Here is a 16206-nt window from a genome sequence, read left to right as displayed (position 1 = left end):
TTTCCCGGTTTATCGGCCTCTGCCGTGATCACTTGATCAGTTGCATCCCTGTGACCTTCGAGGCCGCCACGTCGAAAGTGGCGGTGTACTCGCACTGTGCTACATGCCCTGACCGCTCGATCAGGCAGTCCGCGAAATCCGCCTTCGGAGACGCCGCGTAGACACGAAGCGCCTTTCGTACCGTGTCCGCAGCTTCAACGACCAGCTCCTTGGTGCCAATCATCGAGTCGATGATGTCCCTCATCTGATCGCGCTCGACGCCATAGCACCGCCCGAGCACCCATACGACCTCGACCAGTGCGACCTGCGAAACATACCCCGGCCGCTCGACAGATAGGGACTCCATGAGAGCCGTCGCCTTCTTCGACTGAGCAGCGTCGTCTTGGGCAAAGTAGCGGACCAGGACGTTCGTATCGAGGCCGATCATCGTGCGGATGCCCCTTGCTCGGCGATCGCTTGGTTCATGTCCTCAATCGATACAGGTTTCGGTGGCTTCTTCACGATACCCTTGAGCGACGTGAGCGAGCGCGTAGCCGGATAGATTTCATACCGCCCGGTCGTTTCGTTGAAGCTGAATTCGAGCCGGTCTCCCGTCTCCAGACCCAGCTGATTACGGACATCGACGGGGATCGTCACTTGACCCTTCGAAGTGATAGTTGCTGCTGTCATGGCACACCTCCAATACTCCTTACTTTAAGGTAAGGACAATCAGAACGCAAGGGCACGCCTGGCTGGATATGAGGCTTTTTTCCTGTAACCGGAAGTTGCGGTAACCTGTTCTGATGCCGCTGCCCAACAGGGGATGAGGATGTGCTATTCCGCCAAGATCCAAGCGAACTACCGCGAGTATGTGCGGCTCTACGGCGCCGACATGGACATCGAGGCATTCCGGCGCCTGTACTTTGCGCGTATGGCATCCAGCGAGATCAAGATCCCGAAGGCGGTCGATGCCGCATTTTCCGGTTCGGTCGATGCTGAAATTTCAGCTGCGATCGCAGCGTACCGGACCCACCGAACCAGCGAACTCGAGGCTGAGCTCTTCAAGCAGCGAGCGCGGCTGGCTGCCGCCGAGAAGAAGCTGGCGGTGAAGATCACGAAGGCGGCCAGTGAAGACGTTCGAATCGCCGCGGACAAGATCAACGCGGCGGCGCGGGGGCTCGAGGATCTTCGCCGACAAAATCTGGAGGAGCGCGATTCGCGGATCTTCCCCGGATGGTACGCCCCGGTGCTGATCGAATTGGAAGGCAAACGCGCGGTGGTACCGATGCGGTACCGCTGCCGCTTGCCGGGATGGACGGAAGCCGATGAGCGAAAGAAGCCTGGGACTTATAACAGCCGCGTCGATTCGCTTTCGACTGCCTGGCGAAAGGTGTTCGGCTTCACGCATGGCCTCGTGCTCGTCGATGCATTCTTCGAAAACGTCCAGCGCGACGGTCAGAACGTTGTGCTGCGATTCGATCCGAAGCCGCCGCAGCATATGCAGATCGCCTGCTTGTGGACGCGCACCGAAATCCCGGGTTCGGACGACCTCTGGTCGTTCGCGGCGATCACCGACGATCCACCGCCCGAAGTAGCGGCCGCCGGCCACGACCGTTGCATCGTTCCGATCAAGTCGTCCAACGTGGATGCGTGGCTCGCGCCGGATCCGTCCCGGCGGGCGCAGCTACGCGAGATCCTGGCCGATCGGGAACGGCCCTACTACGAGCACCAGCTGGCCGCGTAGACCGGAGGGGGTTGGAGGGGCGGTAATCTCTGGCATATACTGTACAGACATACAGTATTTTGTGTAACCGACCCCTTGCACCCCGCTCTCGCCCATCCTGAAGCCATACATCCGGCGCTTTGGCGTGCCAGCCAGCTGGCGCGCTCGAGCACGTGCGGCATCGACACGGGCCATCCGGAACTGACGGACGAACTGCCGGGCGGCGGCTGGCCGGTGGGCGCGCTGGTCGAACTGATTGCGCAACAACCTGGTATCGGGGAGCTCCGGCTGCTGGCGCCCGTGCTCGCGCGCGCGTCCGGTAAGCCCGTCATTCTGATCCAGCCGCCTCATGCGCTGCAACCACTGGCGCTCGCGTATTGGGGCATCGACCCGTCCGGTTTTGTGACGCTGCCGGCGCCGCGCACGGCTGACGCGCTGTGGGCCGCTGAACAGGCGCTTCGTGCCGGCACGTGCGCTGCCGTGCTGCTCTGGCAGCCGCACGTCCGAGCGGACGCGCTGCGAAGGCTCAATCTGGCCGCGCAGAGCGGCCAGGCCTTGTTCTACCTCTTCCGGCCGGCGGCCGCCGCGCGCGACGCGTCGCCGGCGCCGCTGCGGATCGGACTGGCGCCGAAGCGAGACGGCGTCGACATCACGTTCGTGAAGCGCCGCGGGCCCGCGCGCGACACGCCGCTGTTCGTGCCCTTGTCTCCCTCTCCCATTCTGTTGAACCGCCATGCCAGTGTGGATCGGCGTGCATCTGCCGCACCTCAACCTCGAAACGTTCCGGCCGCGATCGCCGGCGCCGTCGCCTGACGATGCGCGCGGGCTCGTCGTGCTCGAGGGCGGCCGCGTCGTGGCGCTCGATCGCGCCGCGCGTGCGCTCGGCGTGGTCGCCGGCATGCGCCGCGGTGGCGTGCTGTCGCTCGCGCCGGACGCGCAGATCCGCGAGCGCGACGCCGCGCGCGAGCGCGAGCTCGTGCTCGGCGTTGCCTATGCGCTCCTGCAGTTCACACCGAGCGTCGTCGACGCCGAAGAAGCTGTGGTGGTGCTCGACGTGACGGCGAGCCTGCGCCTCTTCCATGGCATCCGCGCGCTGCGCCAGCGCGTGCGCGACGTCGTCGCGTCGTTCGGCGTCACCGCAGCGATATCCGTCGCGTCGTCGGGTCCGGCCGCGTGGATGGTCGCCCGCGGCCTGCGCGGCGGCCTCGCGCTGTCCGCACGATCGCTGCACCGCGCGCTCGCGCGCGTGCCGCTCGTCGTGGCGCCGGACGCCCGGCGCTACGCGAACTGGTTTGAGGATCTCGGCTGCGAAACGCTGGCCGACCTGCAGCGCTTGCCGCGCGCCGGATTGAAGAAGCGATGCGGCACGCAGCTGCTCGACTGGCTCGACCAGGTCGCCGGCACCGCGCCGGCCGCCTACGACTGGCTCGAAATGCCGCCGTCGTTCGACACGCGCGTCGAACTGATGGACCGCGTCGAACACGCCGAGGCGCTGCTGTTCGTCGCGCGCCGGCTGATCCTGCAGCTGACCGGCTGGCTCACCGCGAAGCAGCTGGACGTCGCCGCGTTCGCACTGCTGCTTGAGCACGAGCGCGGGCGGGACGCGATCGCGCCGACCGAGATCGAGATCGCGTTGGGCGCCCCTACCCGCTTCGAGGAACACCTGACGCGGCTCGTCAAGGAGCGGCTCGGCCACCTTGAGCTCGCCGGGCCCGTGATTGCGGTTCGACTGATCGCCCGCAGCGTGCAGGAAGCGGCCGCACCGAGCGACTCGCTGTTCCCGGAGCCCGGCGGCACACCGCAGGATCATGCGCGCCTGCTCGAACTGCTGACTGCGCGGCTCGGCGCCGAGAACGTGCTCGTCCCGGCTCCCATAGCCGACTACCGTCCAGAGCCAGCCGCCCGATGGGTGCCGATGCGCGACGCGCCAAAGCCGGCACCGCTGCCGGCGGATCTGCCACGCCCGGCCTGGCTGCTTGCCAAGCCGGTGCCGCTGCTCACGCGCCAGCATCGGCCGTTCTATGGCACGCCGCTGCGCATGGTATCGCCCGGCGAGCGCATCGAAGGCGGCTGGCAGGATGCGCAGACCGTGACGCGCGACTACTTCGTCGCCGAGGACGACAACGGCATCTGCTACTGGATCTACAAGGAGCGGCCGACGGCCAGCGACGAAAGCGAAGCGCGCTTCTTCCTGCACGGCCTGTTCGGCTGATCGGTCATGGACGCCGGCGGCTTCGGCGCCCTGCCCGCCTACGCGGAACTTCAGGTCGCCTCCGACTTTTCTTTCCTGCACGGTGCGTCGCGCGCGGAGGAATACGTCGCGCGCGCAGCGCAGCTCGGCTACAGCGCGATCGCGATCACCGACGAATGCTCGCTCGCCGGCGTCGTGCGCGCGCACGTCGAAGCGAAGGCGGCGAACATGCCGCTGATTATCGGCTCGCACTTTCGGCTGACGGCCGCAGACGGCTCGCCCGCGCTCGCCTTCACTGCGCTCGCGATGAATCGCGACGGTTACGGCAATCTCTGCGAGTTCATTTCGCTCGGTCGCATGCGCAGCAAGAAAGGCACGTACCGGCTGGCGCCGCTCGATCTCGAACATCCCGAAGCACCATACGCACACCTGCGCGGCTTGCCAGATTGCCTGGCGATCCTGTCGCCCGACTTCCCGGCCAATGAGCAGCGCCTCGACGCGCAGGTCGAATGGTTCGCACGCGTGTTTGGCGATCGCGCATGGGTCGCGCTGACACTGCACGCCCGCGCGATGGACGATATCCACCGCGGCGTTGTCGAGCGCGTCGCCGCGCGCCACGGTGTGCCGGTGGTGGCCACCAGCTGGCCGCTCATGCACGTGCGATCACGCAAGCCGCTGCAGGACATGCTGACCGGGATCCGGGTCAGCCGGCCGGTGTCGGAGTGCGGGTATGAGCTTGCACCGAACGCGGAGCGTCACCTTCGATCGCGTCTGCGGCTCGCCAACCTCTATCCCGCCGGCGCACTCGAGGAAACCGTGCGTGTCGCGCGGCGCTGCACGTTCTCACTCGACGACCTGAAGTACGAGTATCCCGACGAACTGGTACCGGCCGGCACCGATCCGGCGACATACCTGCGCGAGCAGACCTACATCGGCGCTCGGCGGCGTTTCCCCGCCGGCATCCCGGTCGACGTTCAGGCGCAGATCGAGCACGAGCTGCAGCTGATCGCCGACCTGAAGTACGAGGCGTATTTCCTGACCGTCTACGACATCGTGCAGTTCGCGCGCGAGCAAGGCATCTTGTGCCAGGGACGCGGCTCGGCTGCGAACTCGTCCGTTTGCTACTGCCTCGGCGTGACCGAGGTCGACCCATCGCGACAATCGATGCTGTTCGAACGGTTCATCTCCAAGGAGCGCAACGAGCCGCCGGACATCGACGTCGATTTCGAGCATCAGCGCCGCGAAGAGGTCATGCAGTACATCTACCGGAAGTACGGGCGCAATCGCGCCGCGCTGACGGCCGCCGTCACGACGTACCGACCGCGCAGCGCGTTGCGGGAAGCCGGCAAGGCGCTCGGTGTGGATCCGGCGATCGTCGATCGCGTGGCGAAGCAGCATCACTGGTTCGATTCGCGTGCTGATCTGCTGCAGCGGTTTGCCGAGGCCGGCCTCGATCCCGAAGCGCCGTTGAATCAGCAGTGGGCCGCATTCGCCGCGCAGCTGCTGGGCTATCCACGGCACCTGTCGCAGCACTCGGGCGGCTTCGTGATCAGCCGCGGCAAGCTCACGCGGCTCGTGCCGGTCGAGAACGCAGCGATGGAGGATCGCTCGATCATCCAGTGGGACAAGGACGACATCGAGGCGCTCGGTATCCTGAAGATCGACGTGCTCGCGCTCGGCATGCTGTCGATGGTGCGCCGCGCGCTCGACATGATCTCGGAGAAACGCGGCGAGACATTCGAGTTGCAGGACATTCCGGCCGAGGACAAACCGACCTACGACATGCTGTGCGACGGCGACAGCATAGGCGTGTTCCAGGTGGAATCGCGCGCGCAGATGTCGATGCTGCCGCGCCTGCGGCCGCAATGCTTCTACGACCTGGTGATCGAAGTGGCGATCGTCCGGCCGGGCCCGGTCCAAGGGGGCATGGTCCATCCGTTCCTGCGCCGGCGTCAGGGGCTCGAACCCGTCACCTATCCGTCGCCCGACGTGGAGAAGGCGCTGAAGCGCACGCTCGGCGTGCCGATCTTCCAGGAGCAAGTCATGCAGGTGGCGATGCTGGCGGCCGGTTTCTCCGCCGGCGAGGCCGACCAGCTGCGTCGCGCGATGGCGGCCTGGAAACGCAAGGGCGGCTTGGAGCCGTATCACGAGCGCCTGGTCAGCGGCATGCTCGCGCGCGGCTACGATCACGAGTTCGCCGAGGCGATCTTCGCGCAGATCAAGGGTTTCGGCGATTACGGCTTCCCGGAAAGCCACGCGGCCAGCTTCGCGTTGCTCGTCTACTCGAGCGCATGGCTGCGACGGCACGAACCGGCGGTGTTTTTGGCCGCGTTGCTTAACAGCCAGCCGATGGGCTTTTACACGCCGTCGCAGCTGTTGCAGGACGCGCGCCGCCGTGGCGTTGAGGTGCTGCCTGTCGACGTCAACGTGAGCACATGGGATTCAGCGCTCGAAGGCCCAACGACGTCGGCGCCCGTGCGGCTTGGCTTCTCGCTGCTGCGCGGCATGCGCGAAGACGTGGCCGGGCGCATCGAGCTCGCGCGTGCGGTACGCCCGTTCGTCGACGTCGCGGATCTCGCGCGGCGCGCGCAGCTCGATCGCCACGACCTGCAGGTGCTCGCGCGCGCGAATGCGCTTCGGTCGCTCGCCGGCGGCAACCGGCGCACCGCGCTCTGGCTGGCGGCCGCGGCGGTGCCCGACCGAGATCTGCTGCGTGGCACCGGGCGCGACGACGCGACGCCGGCGCTGCCGCAGGCCTCCGAGGGTACGGAGATCGTGACCGACTACAACGCGATGGGGTTCACGCTCGGCCGGCATCCGCTGGCGCTACTGCGCGAGCGCCTGGCCCGCGACCACCTGCAGCCGGCGGACCAACTGGCGACGTTGCGCAGTGGACAGCTTGCTCGCGCATGTGGCTTGGTGACGGTGCGGCAGCGCCCGGGCACGGCCAACGGCGTGCTGTTCATGACGCTCGAGGACGAAACCGGACAGGTGAACGTGATCCTGTGGCCCGGCCTGCTCGAGAAATTTCGAAAGGAAGCGCTCGGCGCCGCGCTGCTCGCCGTCTATGGCGTATGGCAGGCTGAGGGCAAGGTGCGACACCTGATCGCGAGCAAGCTCGTCGACCGAAGCGAGCTACTTGGGGCGCTGCCGACGACTGCGAGAGAGTTCTGCTGAGCGGTTTATGCACCGGCTGACACGCTCACACGGAAGGTTCAACGTACATCTCGACGTGAACTTGACTTCCCGTTTCTCTCGCTAAGCTGGTCGATATCGATTCCCCAACCACGATCGGAGAGATCATGTCGACCTACCAGGAACTTCTCGCGAAACGGGCCGCACTCGAAGCGGAGATCAACGCCGCCAAAGGCACAGCCCGGACAACTGCCCTGTCCGACGTCCGCCAGCCTGTCAGTGAATTCGGCATCAGTTCGCGCGAGATCTACGGTGTACATCGACAGCGCACGCGCCGCCGTCCCGATGCCAAGTACCGCGATCCCGAAACCGGGGCAACATGGAGCGGCCGCGGCCGCCCGCCGGCGTGGATCGACGGAAGACCGCGCGCTCTTCGAAATCAGTCAGCACGGCGCCCGGTCTTGAACTTCCACGGAACCCTCGTTACATTCACATTGCATTCGGCCTGCCTGTCGCGCGAGGATTTCGCGTGGCAGGCTGCTGCACCCTCTCGTCGTTGTCCGCTATGAACCTTGCCCCAACCGATGGTCGCCCCGATTCGGAATTCGACCCAGTCTGGTACGCGCACGCTCTCGAACTTGCCACGGAAGATTTTCAGCGCATCGCGACTTTGCTCACAGAACGCTACATCAGCGTGGGCCTTGCCCACGCGTTGAGCTGGCCGCTATTGCTCGAGATCGAAGAGCAGGCGTTTTCGGATTTGGCCTTTCAGAGCCGCAACGATCCAGCAATTGTCGAAGCGCTGCCACGTATCGGGCCGGCGACCATGCCGGGCGTCAATTTCAGCGGCCTCATCGACTGGAGCCACACGGACCCGTCGCTACCGATCGTCTATCGCTGCGTCCGAGAGCTACTTTTCGGGGTGCCCACTTCCGGGCGCGGGCAAGACGCGGCGTGAACAACGCATCCTTTGCGCTCAACAGGGGCGTGTGTGGACGGCCACCCCTCCCTTTTGCAGACCGGTGACGCGAATCGCAGATTCGCGTTATGCTTGGGGTGGGCAATATTCAGTATATAAGATCGAATGGACGAACCGACTCTTTGGCTGTCGGCACCGACCGAGGCCTATCAGCAGTGGCAACGCACGGAAGCCGCCGGCGCCGATCGGCGCGCGTTCTCGCCGCGGTCGATCGTCCAGCACGAAGCGATGTTCGAACGCTTCATGCGCCACCTCGCCGCCGCTCAACGGTCGCTGGCCACCTTCGGGCCCGACCACCTCGAATCGTTCTTCGCTGATCTCGATCGCCGGTGCAAACCCGGCACCACGACGCGCCTGCGCTATGAGAAGCTTCTCGACAGGCTTGGCCGACACCTGGTCGACGTCGGTGTGCGCAAGACCAATCCAGCGGCCGCCTATGCGTTGACGCAGACGTGGCCGGAGGACGAACCCGTCCCGGTGTACCTGCTCGAAGCCGATGATCATCGACTGCAGGCGTCGATCCGAGCCATTGATGGGCTCGATGATCGCGCGTTGCGGAACCGCGCCATCGTTGGCTTACTGCTCTCGACGGGCATCACCGCGCAGGAAATCCGGCAGGCGACCGCCGTCGACCTCGACCTGTCGCCGGCGCGGCCGCACCTCCAAATCCCGAAGCGCGGCCCGCGCGAAGCACGCCGGGTCAACATAGTCGAATTCGCGGTACCGGCGCTCACGCAATGGCGAACCCTGTCCGCGGCCGCCGACAGCCCACTGCTGTTCCCGTCCCCCCGTGCAGGCGGGCCGATGACCGACGAGATGCTCGGCCGCATCGTTCGGGACGAGCTCCTCGCGATCGACGTTCGGCTCCCCGATATGAGCCCGCGCACCCTGCGGAACACGTTCGCCAGGCGCCTGCTGCTCGCCGGCAGAAGCAACGATGACGTCATGCATCTCTTGGGCCTGACTAGCCAGCGCACTGTGATCCGCATTCGGGCAACGATCCCGACCGAGCCTCAAGCGGCACTCCAGACTTGACTTCCGCTCCGCCTCGATAGCCTGAAAAAGCCAGCAAGTTCGCTGGCTTTTCTCTATTGGAGCATTCATTATGGACTACGTATCGCGATACACGGACCTCGTCTACTCCACCAACGGCGGCATCGCCGTCTGCCGCTACCGGCTGCTCGCGCTCGCGCCGGAACCGACGCAACTCGTCATTCAGGTCGAGAACCACGGCGGTAACAAGGACATCCTGATCACCGATCACATCGTCCGCGACGGAATCCTCAACCGAATCGCCGATCGCGAACTGACGGGTGTGCCGTTCGACATGCTTTGCGTCGCGTTGACCGAGGCCGGCCAACATCACATTGCCTTCGTCGAAGCCGATCTGGAGGACTACATTCACCGCGGATATCCGTATGAGCGATCCGCTCAACCGGTCGCACGTGGCCGACATATTGAACGGATCTCGATCAATTCCCGTGACCTGGTGGTCGGCCGGGCCCGCCTGCAGACCGCGCATGCGACTCCTACGCTCGCAGACGACAGTCTCGCGGCCATCCTCGACCGGCCGACGTCCGCGTAAGCCATCAATACGCGGACGAGTCGCCTCGTCTGGCCATCACATACTGAGTCCGATCGCCAACAACAACGGAGGCGACATGCAGAAAAAAAAACCGGTGCAGACGCACCGGGTTGGATTCCAAAGTGTCGGGCTTCAAGCCGCCTGCGAGAACAGATCGACAGGCGCCAGGTTCTGCATCGTGAGGTGCTCGGTGTTCGATATCGCGCGGTCGACGAGAAATCGATCAAGCTCCGCCGGCGTCAGGTTGTGCCGCTCGGCCAGATGCGCAAAGTATTGCCCGCGCTTGGCCATCTCCTGATACCGGCCCGCCATACCTGCCGGAAGCCGAAGAATGCCCTCGTTCAGCCAGAACCGCGCCGACTCCATCCCCGAGTGCTGCTGCGCCTTCACGGCCCAGCCCGCATCGAAGCTGCAGGTCACGAACGCACACGCTGCCTCGACGTCCACGTCGAACTGATCGCCCTCTTCGAAATAGACGATCTGCTCACCGGACCTCGTGCGCGCATATCGGCTTGGTCGCTGCGGATGGCGGTAGCGATTCCACTGTTCCGCGGCGTAATCGCGAAGTCCATCCGTGGGCACCTCGGCGTCGTACGCGCCGACAAAGAACCACCCATGATGCGGGATGTCGATCTTCGGCAGCGGGTCCACGACCGGCACGTGGTAGCGCCGTCCGAGCCGATGCACGTCGAACCAGACCGACAGCGCTGGAAACGCATGCGGCGCGTAGTGGTGCATCGAGAGATAAAAATCGATCGCCACCAGCTGCGCCGGCGTGATCATCTCGAACTGCACGTCACAGAGCACCCGGTTCTCCGGCGTTTCAGGTATCTCGCCCGTGGCCAGCGCGGCCTCATGCCGCTCAGCGCGCTCGACCTCAAGCGCGTCAAGCGTCAGCAGGTACTGCAGCAATCGAACACGCTCCAGGTACGAAAGAACGTCCGGCTTGACCGCCAGATACCCGGCTTCGCTCAGCTTCCGGCCGACGAGCTCGCGACGCCCGAGATCCCATTGCACGGCCATCAGGTAGTTGCGGAAGCGATTCAGGCCCTCCAGATGACGGTGGCCGGCTTCCTTCACCATCGATTCCATCGAACGATCACGCTCGCCGGTCACGCAACAGAACGCGCATCCGAATCGAGAACCGCACGCGGCACGCGCGCCGCCCTCTCCCAGAATCACACCGCATGTCCCCTCGTTGCCAGCGCGGTATAGATCCGAGAGCCGCCGGATCGACTCGCTGGACACGGGCGACGGAAAGGGGCGACCTGCATCCTCCGCGAAGAGAGAAAGCATCGTCCAAACGCAGTCGGTGGACCACTCGGCGACCGGCGAAAACGTGAGAAATCCGTCCGCATTCCGGACGGGTCTCAGCGCATTCTCGTTGCGAGCGGCCATGGCCGTTGCGCGACTACCACTTTCCCCGAACCGGTTGCCGAGAATGGTGACAACTTCGCTACTTCCGCCAGCGGCCGCCGAGCGCTCGAGCGTGACGCGCAGGCGATTCTGCGGGTCGACCTTCCAGTCCGCCGCACAAGCACGTATCCGCTTTCCGTACTTCACCCCGTTTTCCGGGGTGCGAGGAAGCGTCCCGCGCCCGATCGTCGCAACGACGAACTGCGACGCTAGGGACGGCTTCGCAACGTGCACGGAAACTGGGACATCCGCATCGTGATTCGCGTCGCGGATCTCATCCAGCATGGCCTGGAGGTGCCAGTGCATACTCGGATTTTCGATTGTCGTGTCTGCGCTCGTCATGAAGTGCTCGCGCGACACGTCGGTGCCGGCACGCCTGACGGCTTCCAGCATCAGGATCGCCGTACACGTCGAATCCTTCCCGCCGCTCAGGGCATTCGACAGGGTATAACCCTGCCGAATCAGCGCGACAAGTGCGTCGATCGCCGATTCCATCTTCACCAAGATTTCAGAAAACATATGCTGCTCCATGTGCACGGGAACAGCCCCATACGGGAGCCATTCCCGCGTGGGTTGAGGATAGATGCCGATCAGGGCGCGCGGTAGAGTTCGCCGCGTGCAGAGACCGATTCCCAGTTCTTCAGATAGACGTCTGCGATCCGCGCGTCGTCGCGCAGCACCACGACGTTCTCCGAGTTGTACCGGGCCGCCTGTTGCGAGTAGTTGTAGCTGCCGGTTTGAACCGTGACGTTGTCGATGACGATAATCTTCGAGTGCTGAGCCGAGTAGCTGCTCACGACCCGAACCGGAATCCCGGCGTACGTGAGCGCTCCGAGCGCGGCGCGTGCCCGGCCGCTGCGATCCTCGTCGAGGTTGCTGCGGGCATCGACCGTCACCGCAACGTCGACGCCTCGCCGCTTCGCGGAGATCAACGCTCGAGTTACTGCCGGTGCGGTGAACGAATAGGCCAACACGCGAATCGACTGGCGCGCTTCGCCGATCGTCCGCAACACCAGCGCTTCAGCGCCGCCATCCGGCGAGAACGCAATTTCGACCCGCGGCAGGGGCTGCGCCTGCGCGCGGCCGCCCAGCGCGATCGCAACGCAACAGCACAGCCATGCCAACAGCACGGCCCAACCGATTTGCTTCTTCATAGAGGTATCTCCAACGGAAAAGAAAAGCGCCGCCCAATCCCGTGCCGGGCGTTGAGATCCGGCATCGAAACGTTGTGACGAACGCATTAGCGGTTCGCCAATGCTTTCGCCACATCGCGCGCGGTGACGGTCAAGAGCCAACGACCACTCTTGTCCCGCGGCCAGCGGGCATACTCCGCATACCCTTCTGTCTGCGGTCCCGGCGAACTGGCGACCGCGACGAGGAAGTCAATGCGATCGGCAGGAACGCGCAGTACAGAGCAGCTGGATTGCAGCGCGCACCGAACTGCCGAAAGCCCGACGTATGCCGGTGCATCAAGCACGGTCAACGCATGCAGCGCGACGTCGCGCGCTGACGTGTCTCCAGCTTTGTCGGCGACGCTCGAGAGCGTCGCCAGACGTGCCCGAACCGACATCGCGTCGAATGAATCTCGCGCGCTTTCCGGCACGACACGCGACGCGAGCTGAACAAGATCAACATTCAGAAGTGGCATACAGAGGCCTCAAAAAAAGGCCCCACTCTCTTGCGAGAGCGGGGCCGCTGGTCAACGGATTAGATGCAGGGTTTGGGGTGCCCTGCGGGAAAAGTGTGAACTTGGCCATCTTTGCAGATGACCGCGTCCGTTTTCATAGGCGGCCGCCTATTCACGGCCTGCGAAGCCACCACGTAGCGCAGGGCCGGTGCCGGCGGCTGCGAGCCGCCGTGCATCGCGATCAACAGCATCACCAGGTTCGTCATCCCGTCCATCGAACACTCCTCCGTCGGCGATTCAGGACACGACGACAGCCGTAGCGGCCACCGTCACCCAGCGCCCATCAATCAGCACGTCGCGCAGCCGCGAGCCGTTCAGCTCGTAAACGTGCTCCGTACCCATGCGGATGGGTTTCGGGCGAACTGAAACCGTCAGGCTTCGATGCAGAGCAACAGAGTTGGACTTCAGTTTCATTGCGTTCCTCGAAAAGAAAAAAGGCGAGGAACGCCCCTGTGGGGAACGGTCCCCACCAGGGTTAAAAATGTGTGCTGCACTACCTCGCGAGTGCGGCCACGTCGATAACCGCATCGGCCTCCGCAATCAGGTCGGGCGTTTGCGAGATGAAAAACTCTCGCGCATACCCTCCCTGACGCAGCACCTCGCGCTTCATACGCATGAACTGCACCTTGCGATCGGGATCAAGCGGACCGTCCGACTCGTCGCTAAAGAGCGTCTCGTACGGTTGTCCCGCGTTAGCCGCGATATACAGGGCGACGCCGCGTGTCAGGCATTCGTTGATCCACACCTTCTGACCACCGGACATCACGCCGACCGCTTTGCTGCTGTCGCTCTCGGCGTCGTGCACGAGGATTTCAAATCCCTCGCGCGTGTCACCGTTGGCCAACGTACGCTGCGTCTGGATCTCGACCGTGAACCGCGTGCCGTAGCACGCAAGCAGCAGGTCGTTCACCGTCTGCGTCAGCGCCGGGCCCGCGTCGTCGATCGTCAGCGCGATCACGCCGTCATTGCCCAGCCCTTTCGCCAACAGCTTCCACTTCGCGATCTCGTCCGAGATGCGCTCTGCGAGTGCCTGCGTCGCTGAAAAGCCCTCGAGCTCGCGCTCGAGCGTCACCAGCGTCGTTTCTCCCATAGCCTGACTCCGAATCAATGCTTCGATCCTGGCGTCCAGCCCCGTGCAGGTCTCGCGTCGAGCAGCCAACTGGCGATCGACATCCACAATCGCTTGCGCCACGTCGACCGAAGCCAGACGCGACACCTCCGCCTCGACTTCCCGCAACAAGGCGTTGAGCCGCGCCGTCTCGGTCTCCCGACGTTTCGACGCCTCGCCTCGCTCAACATCGAGCGATGCAAGTTCCGCTTGGCCTTGTTGCATCCCGGTTTCAGCTGCATCGAGCAGCGGCTTTCGGGCGGCAAGTTCGGTTGCGCGTTGAAGCGCCTGCCGGGCCGCCGTGATCTCCGCATTGACGCGTTGCAGTTCGGCTCGCTTCGCAGACAACGTCTCGACAGCCGGCGCCAGTTGCTCCAGTTCCGCCTTGTGGCCGCGGTACCGGGTCCGAAGGTCATTCAACGAGATGGTCTGGACGTCCACCTGCTGAGCCGCGCTCCTCGCTTGGGCGAGCAACGGGCACGTCACGTGAATGTCCATCCCCGCACACGGCACCGAACCGATGACCGCCGATTGCTCGGTCAGGGTCTTGATCAGGTCGGCCTTGGTCGTGCCCTCCGATTGCAGGCTGGAAAGCGTCGATCCGACCGTTGCTGCCCGCAGTCGCTTCGCGTCGAGCTCGTCGATCGCGCGCTGCAAAGGTTCGATCAGCGCTGCGGCCTTGCCGAGCCGAAGCTGTGCATCGTCGCGATCCGCCGCGGCGCCAAGAATGGACTCACGCTGCCGAACAACGGCTGCATGGCCGGCGATCGTGTTACGAATCGCCGTCGCGCGCTGCAGCAACCGTTGCTGCTCCGCCTGCCCGTCACGCTCCAAGACATCAAGCGAAGTCCGCAGCTCGTTGCGACGCGCACCCAGTTCCCCGAGTCGCGCCGCCGCCCCTGCGTTCTCGCCTTGCTTGGCAACCAGCACGGCGTGCTGTTGCGTCAGCGTTGCGATCTCTCCCTGGGCTGCCGTACGCTGCTCGCGCGCGGTTGCGACCGCCGAAGCGTCCATCGCGATCGCATTGCGCGTCTGATCGACCCGCTCACGCTTTCCAGAAAATGCGGTGAGATCCTGCTGCACCACACCGAGTTGCCGGGCCAACACCTTCGCGACCTCTGCAGCCTTGGTCGACAACGCACGGAGGTGATCGATCTTCAACAGCTCAGCGAGCAACGCCTTGATCTCGCTCGCTCCGTACGACGCGAGCGGCCGGCGGTTCTGCGCCGAAAACACGCTCGTGAAGAACGCCTCGAGCGAACCGCAGATCGCGTCAACACATCGATCGTAGGTTTCGCCCTTGCCATCCGACACGGTGCCATCCGGCAGCGATACCGGCCGCCACTCGCCATCGGTCGAGCGATAGAACAGGAAGTAGTCCGCCTTGCCGGTCTTGCCGGGCTTGCGGAACGCGAAGGTCGACCGATAACGCAAGCCATCGTGCTCCCATTCGAACTCCTTGCGCGCCTGCACCCCGCATATGTGATCCCAGTACGAGAACGCATCGACCGAGAGCTTCGACGCGCGCGACGGCATGATCCGGTACGGATGGAGGTTGTCCATGATCGTCGTCTTGCCGGCGCCGTTCGGCCCCGTCAACGCGATCAGTCCGTTGGGCAGTGACTCCAGGTCGAGTTCAACGCTGTCGCGTTTCATCCCGTCCCGTACGCCATGGAACCCTTCGAGTAACAATTTCAGAGGTCGCATGACTGGATCTCCGCAAGCGTGATGGGCTGCAGATAGTCGTCAGGCAGGAACGGCACGTCATCGTCGTCGATCGTCAGCGTCGGCTCGGGCCGGGAAGCCGGCTTGCCCAACGTGCCATCGACGGCAGCCTGCACCGTCCCGCAGAGGCGACGGAACGCGTCCGACGTCTGCTTGAGCACCGCGTCCCAATCGGGACAACCCGTGAGGATCTGCAGCTCGCGCCCCGACCACTGACCCGAGTAGCCCGAGTCGAACGACCAGAGCAGGTTCTGCAACTCGACGCCCGGAGTGACCACGATTTCAGCCTGGTCGGCTTCGATCACATGGGTCAGGACGAACAGGCCATCGCGTTGCGCAATGACAGCGCCGCGCTGAGCACCGAACGGTTGATGAAAGAGAGCTGCAGTGCACCCGCCATGGTCGACGAGACGCTTCTGCAACGACTTGGCGTCAGTAGACGCGGTATAGGTTTGCGCCCAACGGACGCCGGCAGGATAGAGACCAAACATGAGCACACTCCGGAATGAAGACGGAGTGCGCCCCTGACGGGGAACACGCCCCGTCAGGGTAGAAAGAAAATGGATGCAGCGATGCTGCGTTCGATGCGCCAACGGGCGCGGGGTGAACCTCGTTTCGATAGCCACACTGCGGATTTCGGCGATGGTGATCAATCGTTTCGGCGAACGTGATCAGTCT

16 protein-coding genes and 1 pseudogene are annotated in these 16206 nt (G+C 64.4%); 8 read left to right on the top strand and 9 right to left on the bottom strand.

What is annotated here, in order from left to right; genetic code table 11:
- Positions 1-28: 28 nt before the first annotated feature.
- Together ACSHSS_RS27220 and ACSHSS_RS27215 are read right to left on the bottom strand one after the other, a co-directional pair.
- Positions 29-427 (bottom strand): PIN domain-containing protein, encoded by a 399-nt coding sequence (locus ACSHSS_RS27220; protein WP_445545769.1) that lies wholly within the window; start codon positions 425-427, stop codon positions 29-31.
- Positions 424-669: an AbrB/MazE/SpoVT family DNA-binding domain-containing protein gene (locus ACSHSS_RS27215; protein WP_445545768.1), complete on the bottom strand. Its 246-nt coding sequence runs from the start codon at positions 667-669 to the stop codon at positions 424-426. Before ACSHSS_RS27215 ends, ACSHSS_RS27220 begins: the two co-directional genes overlap by 4 nt.
- A 139-nt stretch (positions 670-808) precedes the next feature.
- Here ACSHSS_RS27215 and ACSHSS_RS27210 point away from each other — a divergent pair, with 139 nt between their 5' ends.
- From ACSHSS_RS27210 to ACSHSS_RS27175, 8 genes and pseudogenes are all read left to right on the top strand, one after another.
- The gene (locus tag ACSHSS_RS27210) at positions 809-1723 is read left to right on the top strand and encodes an SOS response-associated peptidase family protein (protein WP_445545767.1); all 915 of its coding nucleotides are present in this window, start codon (positions 809-811) and stop codon (positions 1721-1723) included.
- A 75-nt stretch (positions 1724-1798) separates the two neighbouring features.
- Positions 1799-2515 carry a translesion DNA synthesis-associated protein ImuA gene (imuA, locus tag ACSHSS_RS27205; protein ID WP_445545766.1) on the top strand — a complete coding sequence of 239 codons (717 nt, stop codon included), beginning with the start codon at positions 1799-1801 and terminating at the stop codon, positions 2513-2515.
- On the top strand, positions 2436-3914 hold the full coding sequence (locus ACSHSS_RS27200; RefSeq protein WP_445545765.1) for a Y-family DNA polymerase: 1479 nt from the start codon (positions 2436-2438) through the stop codon (positions 3912-3914). Before imuA ends, ACSHSS_RS27200 begins: the two co-directional genes overlap by 80 nt.
- A gap of 6 nt (positions 3915-3920) precedes the next feature.
- Positions 3921-7070 carry an error-prone DNA polymerase gene (locus ACSHSS_RS27195; protein WP_445545764.1) on the top strand — a complete coding sequence of 1050 codons (3150 nt, stop codon included), beginning with the start codon at positions 3921-3923 and terminating at the stop codon, positions 7068-7070.
- Positions 7071-7195: 125 nt separating this feature from the next.
- Positions 7196-7459, top strand: a pseudogene (locus ACSHSS_RS27190) (H-NS histone family protein); the annotation flags it as partial.
- A 134-nt stretch (positions 7460-7593) separates the two neighbouring features.
- On the top strand, positions 7594-7986 hold the full coding sequence (locus ACSHSS_RS27185; RefSeq protein ID WP_445545763.1) for a DUF2471 family protein: 393 nt from the start codon (positions 7594-7596) through the stop codon (positions 7984-7986).
- Positions 7987-8112: 126 nt separating this feature from the next.
- Complete coding sequence (locus ACSHSS_RS27180; RefSeq protein ID WP_445545762.1) at positions 8113-9042, top strand: tyrosine-type recombinase/integrase; 930 nt, start codon at positions 8113-8115, stop codon at positions 9040-9042.
- Positions 9043-9112: 70 nt separating this feature from the next.
- The gene (locus tag ACSHSS_RS27175; protein WP_445545761.1) at positions 9113-9592 is read left to right on the top strand and encodes a hypothetical protein; all 480 of its coding nucleotides are present in this window, start codon (positions 9113-9115) and stop codon (positions 9590-9592) included.
- A gap of 132 nt (positions 9593-9724) precedes the next feature.
- On the opposite strand, the gene ACSHSS_RS27170 is transcribed toward ACSHSS_RS27175, so the two are convergent.
- The 7 genes from ACSHSS_RS27170 to ACSHSS_RS27140 all read right to left on the bottom strand — a co-directional run bounded on the left by ACSHSS_RS27170 (position 9725) and on the right by ACSHSS_RS27140 (position 16019).
- Positions 9725-11527 carry a hypothetical protein gene (locus ACSHSS_RS27170; protein ID WP_445545760.1) on the bottom strand — a complete coding sequence of 601 codons (1803 nt, stop codon included), beginning with the start codon at positions 11525-11527 and terminating at the stop codon, positions 9725-9727.
- A 71-nt stretch (positions 11528-11598) separates the two neighbouring features.
- Positions 11599-12162, bottom strand: coding sequence for a phospholipase D family nuclease (locus ACSHSS_RS27165; RefSeq protein WP_445545759.1), 564 nt, complete (start codon positions 12160-12162; stop codon positions 11599-11601).
- 86 nt (positions 12163-12248) lie between these two features.
- On the bottom strand, positions 12249-12656 hold the full coding sequence (locus ACSHSS_RS27160) for a hypothetical protein (RefSeq protein WP_445545758.1): 408 nt from the start codon (positions 12654-12656) through the stop codon (positions 12249-12251).
- Between the two features lie 59 nt (positions 12657-12715).
- A complete protein-coding gene (locus ACSHSS_RS27155) occupies positions 12716-12910 on the bottom strand; it encodes a hypothetical protein (protein ID WP_059448606.1) in 195 nt (64 codons plus the stop codon).
- A 22-nt stretch (positions 12911-12932) separates the two neighbouring features.
- On the bottom strand, positions 12933-13109 hold the full coding sequence (locus tag ACSHSS_RS27150; protein WP_179952331.1) for a hypothetical protein: 177 nt from the start codon (positions 13107-13109) through the stop codon (positions 12933-12935).
- Positions 13110-13188: 79 nt separating this feature from the next.
- Positions 13189-15510: an SMC family ATPase gene (locus tag ACSHSS_RS27145; protein WP_445545757.1), complete on the bottom strand. Its 2322-nt coding sequence runs from the start codon at positions 15508-15510 to the stop codon at positions 13189-13191.
- Positions 15498-16019: a hypothetical protein gene (locus ACSHSS_RS27140; RefSeq protein ID WP_059448604.1), complete on the bottom strand. Its 522-nt coding sequence runs from the start codon at positions 16017-16019 to the stop codon at positions 15498-15500. Before ACSHSS_RS27140 ends, ACSHSS_RS27145 begins: the two co-directional genes overlap by 13 nt.
- Positions 16020-16206: the final 187 nt, after the last annotated feature.

It is taken from the genome of Burkholderia sp. BC1 (assembly GCF_052683555.1).
This window is presented reverse-complemented; position numbering and strand designations above follow the sequence as displayed.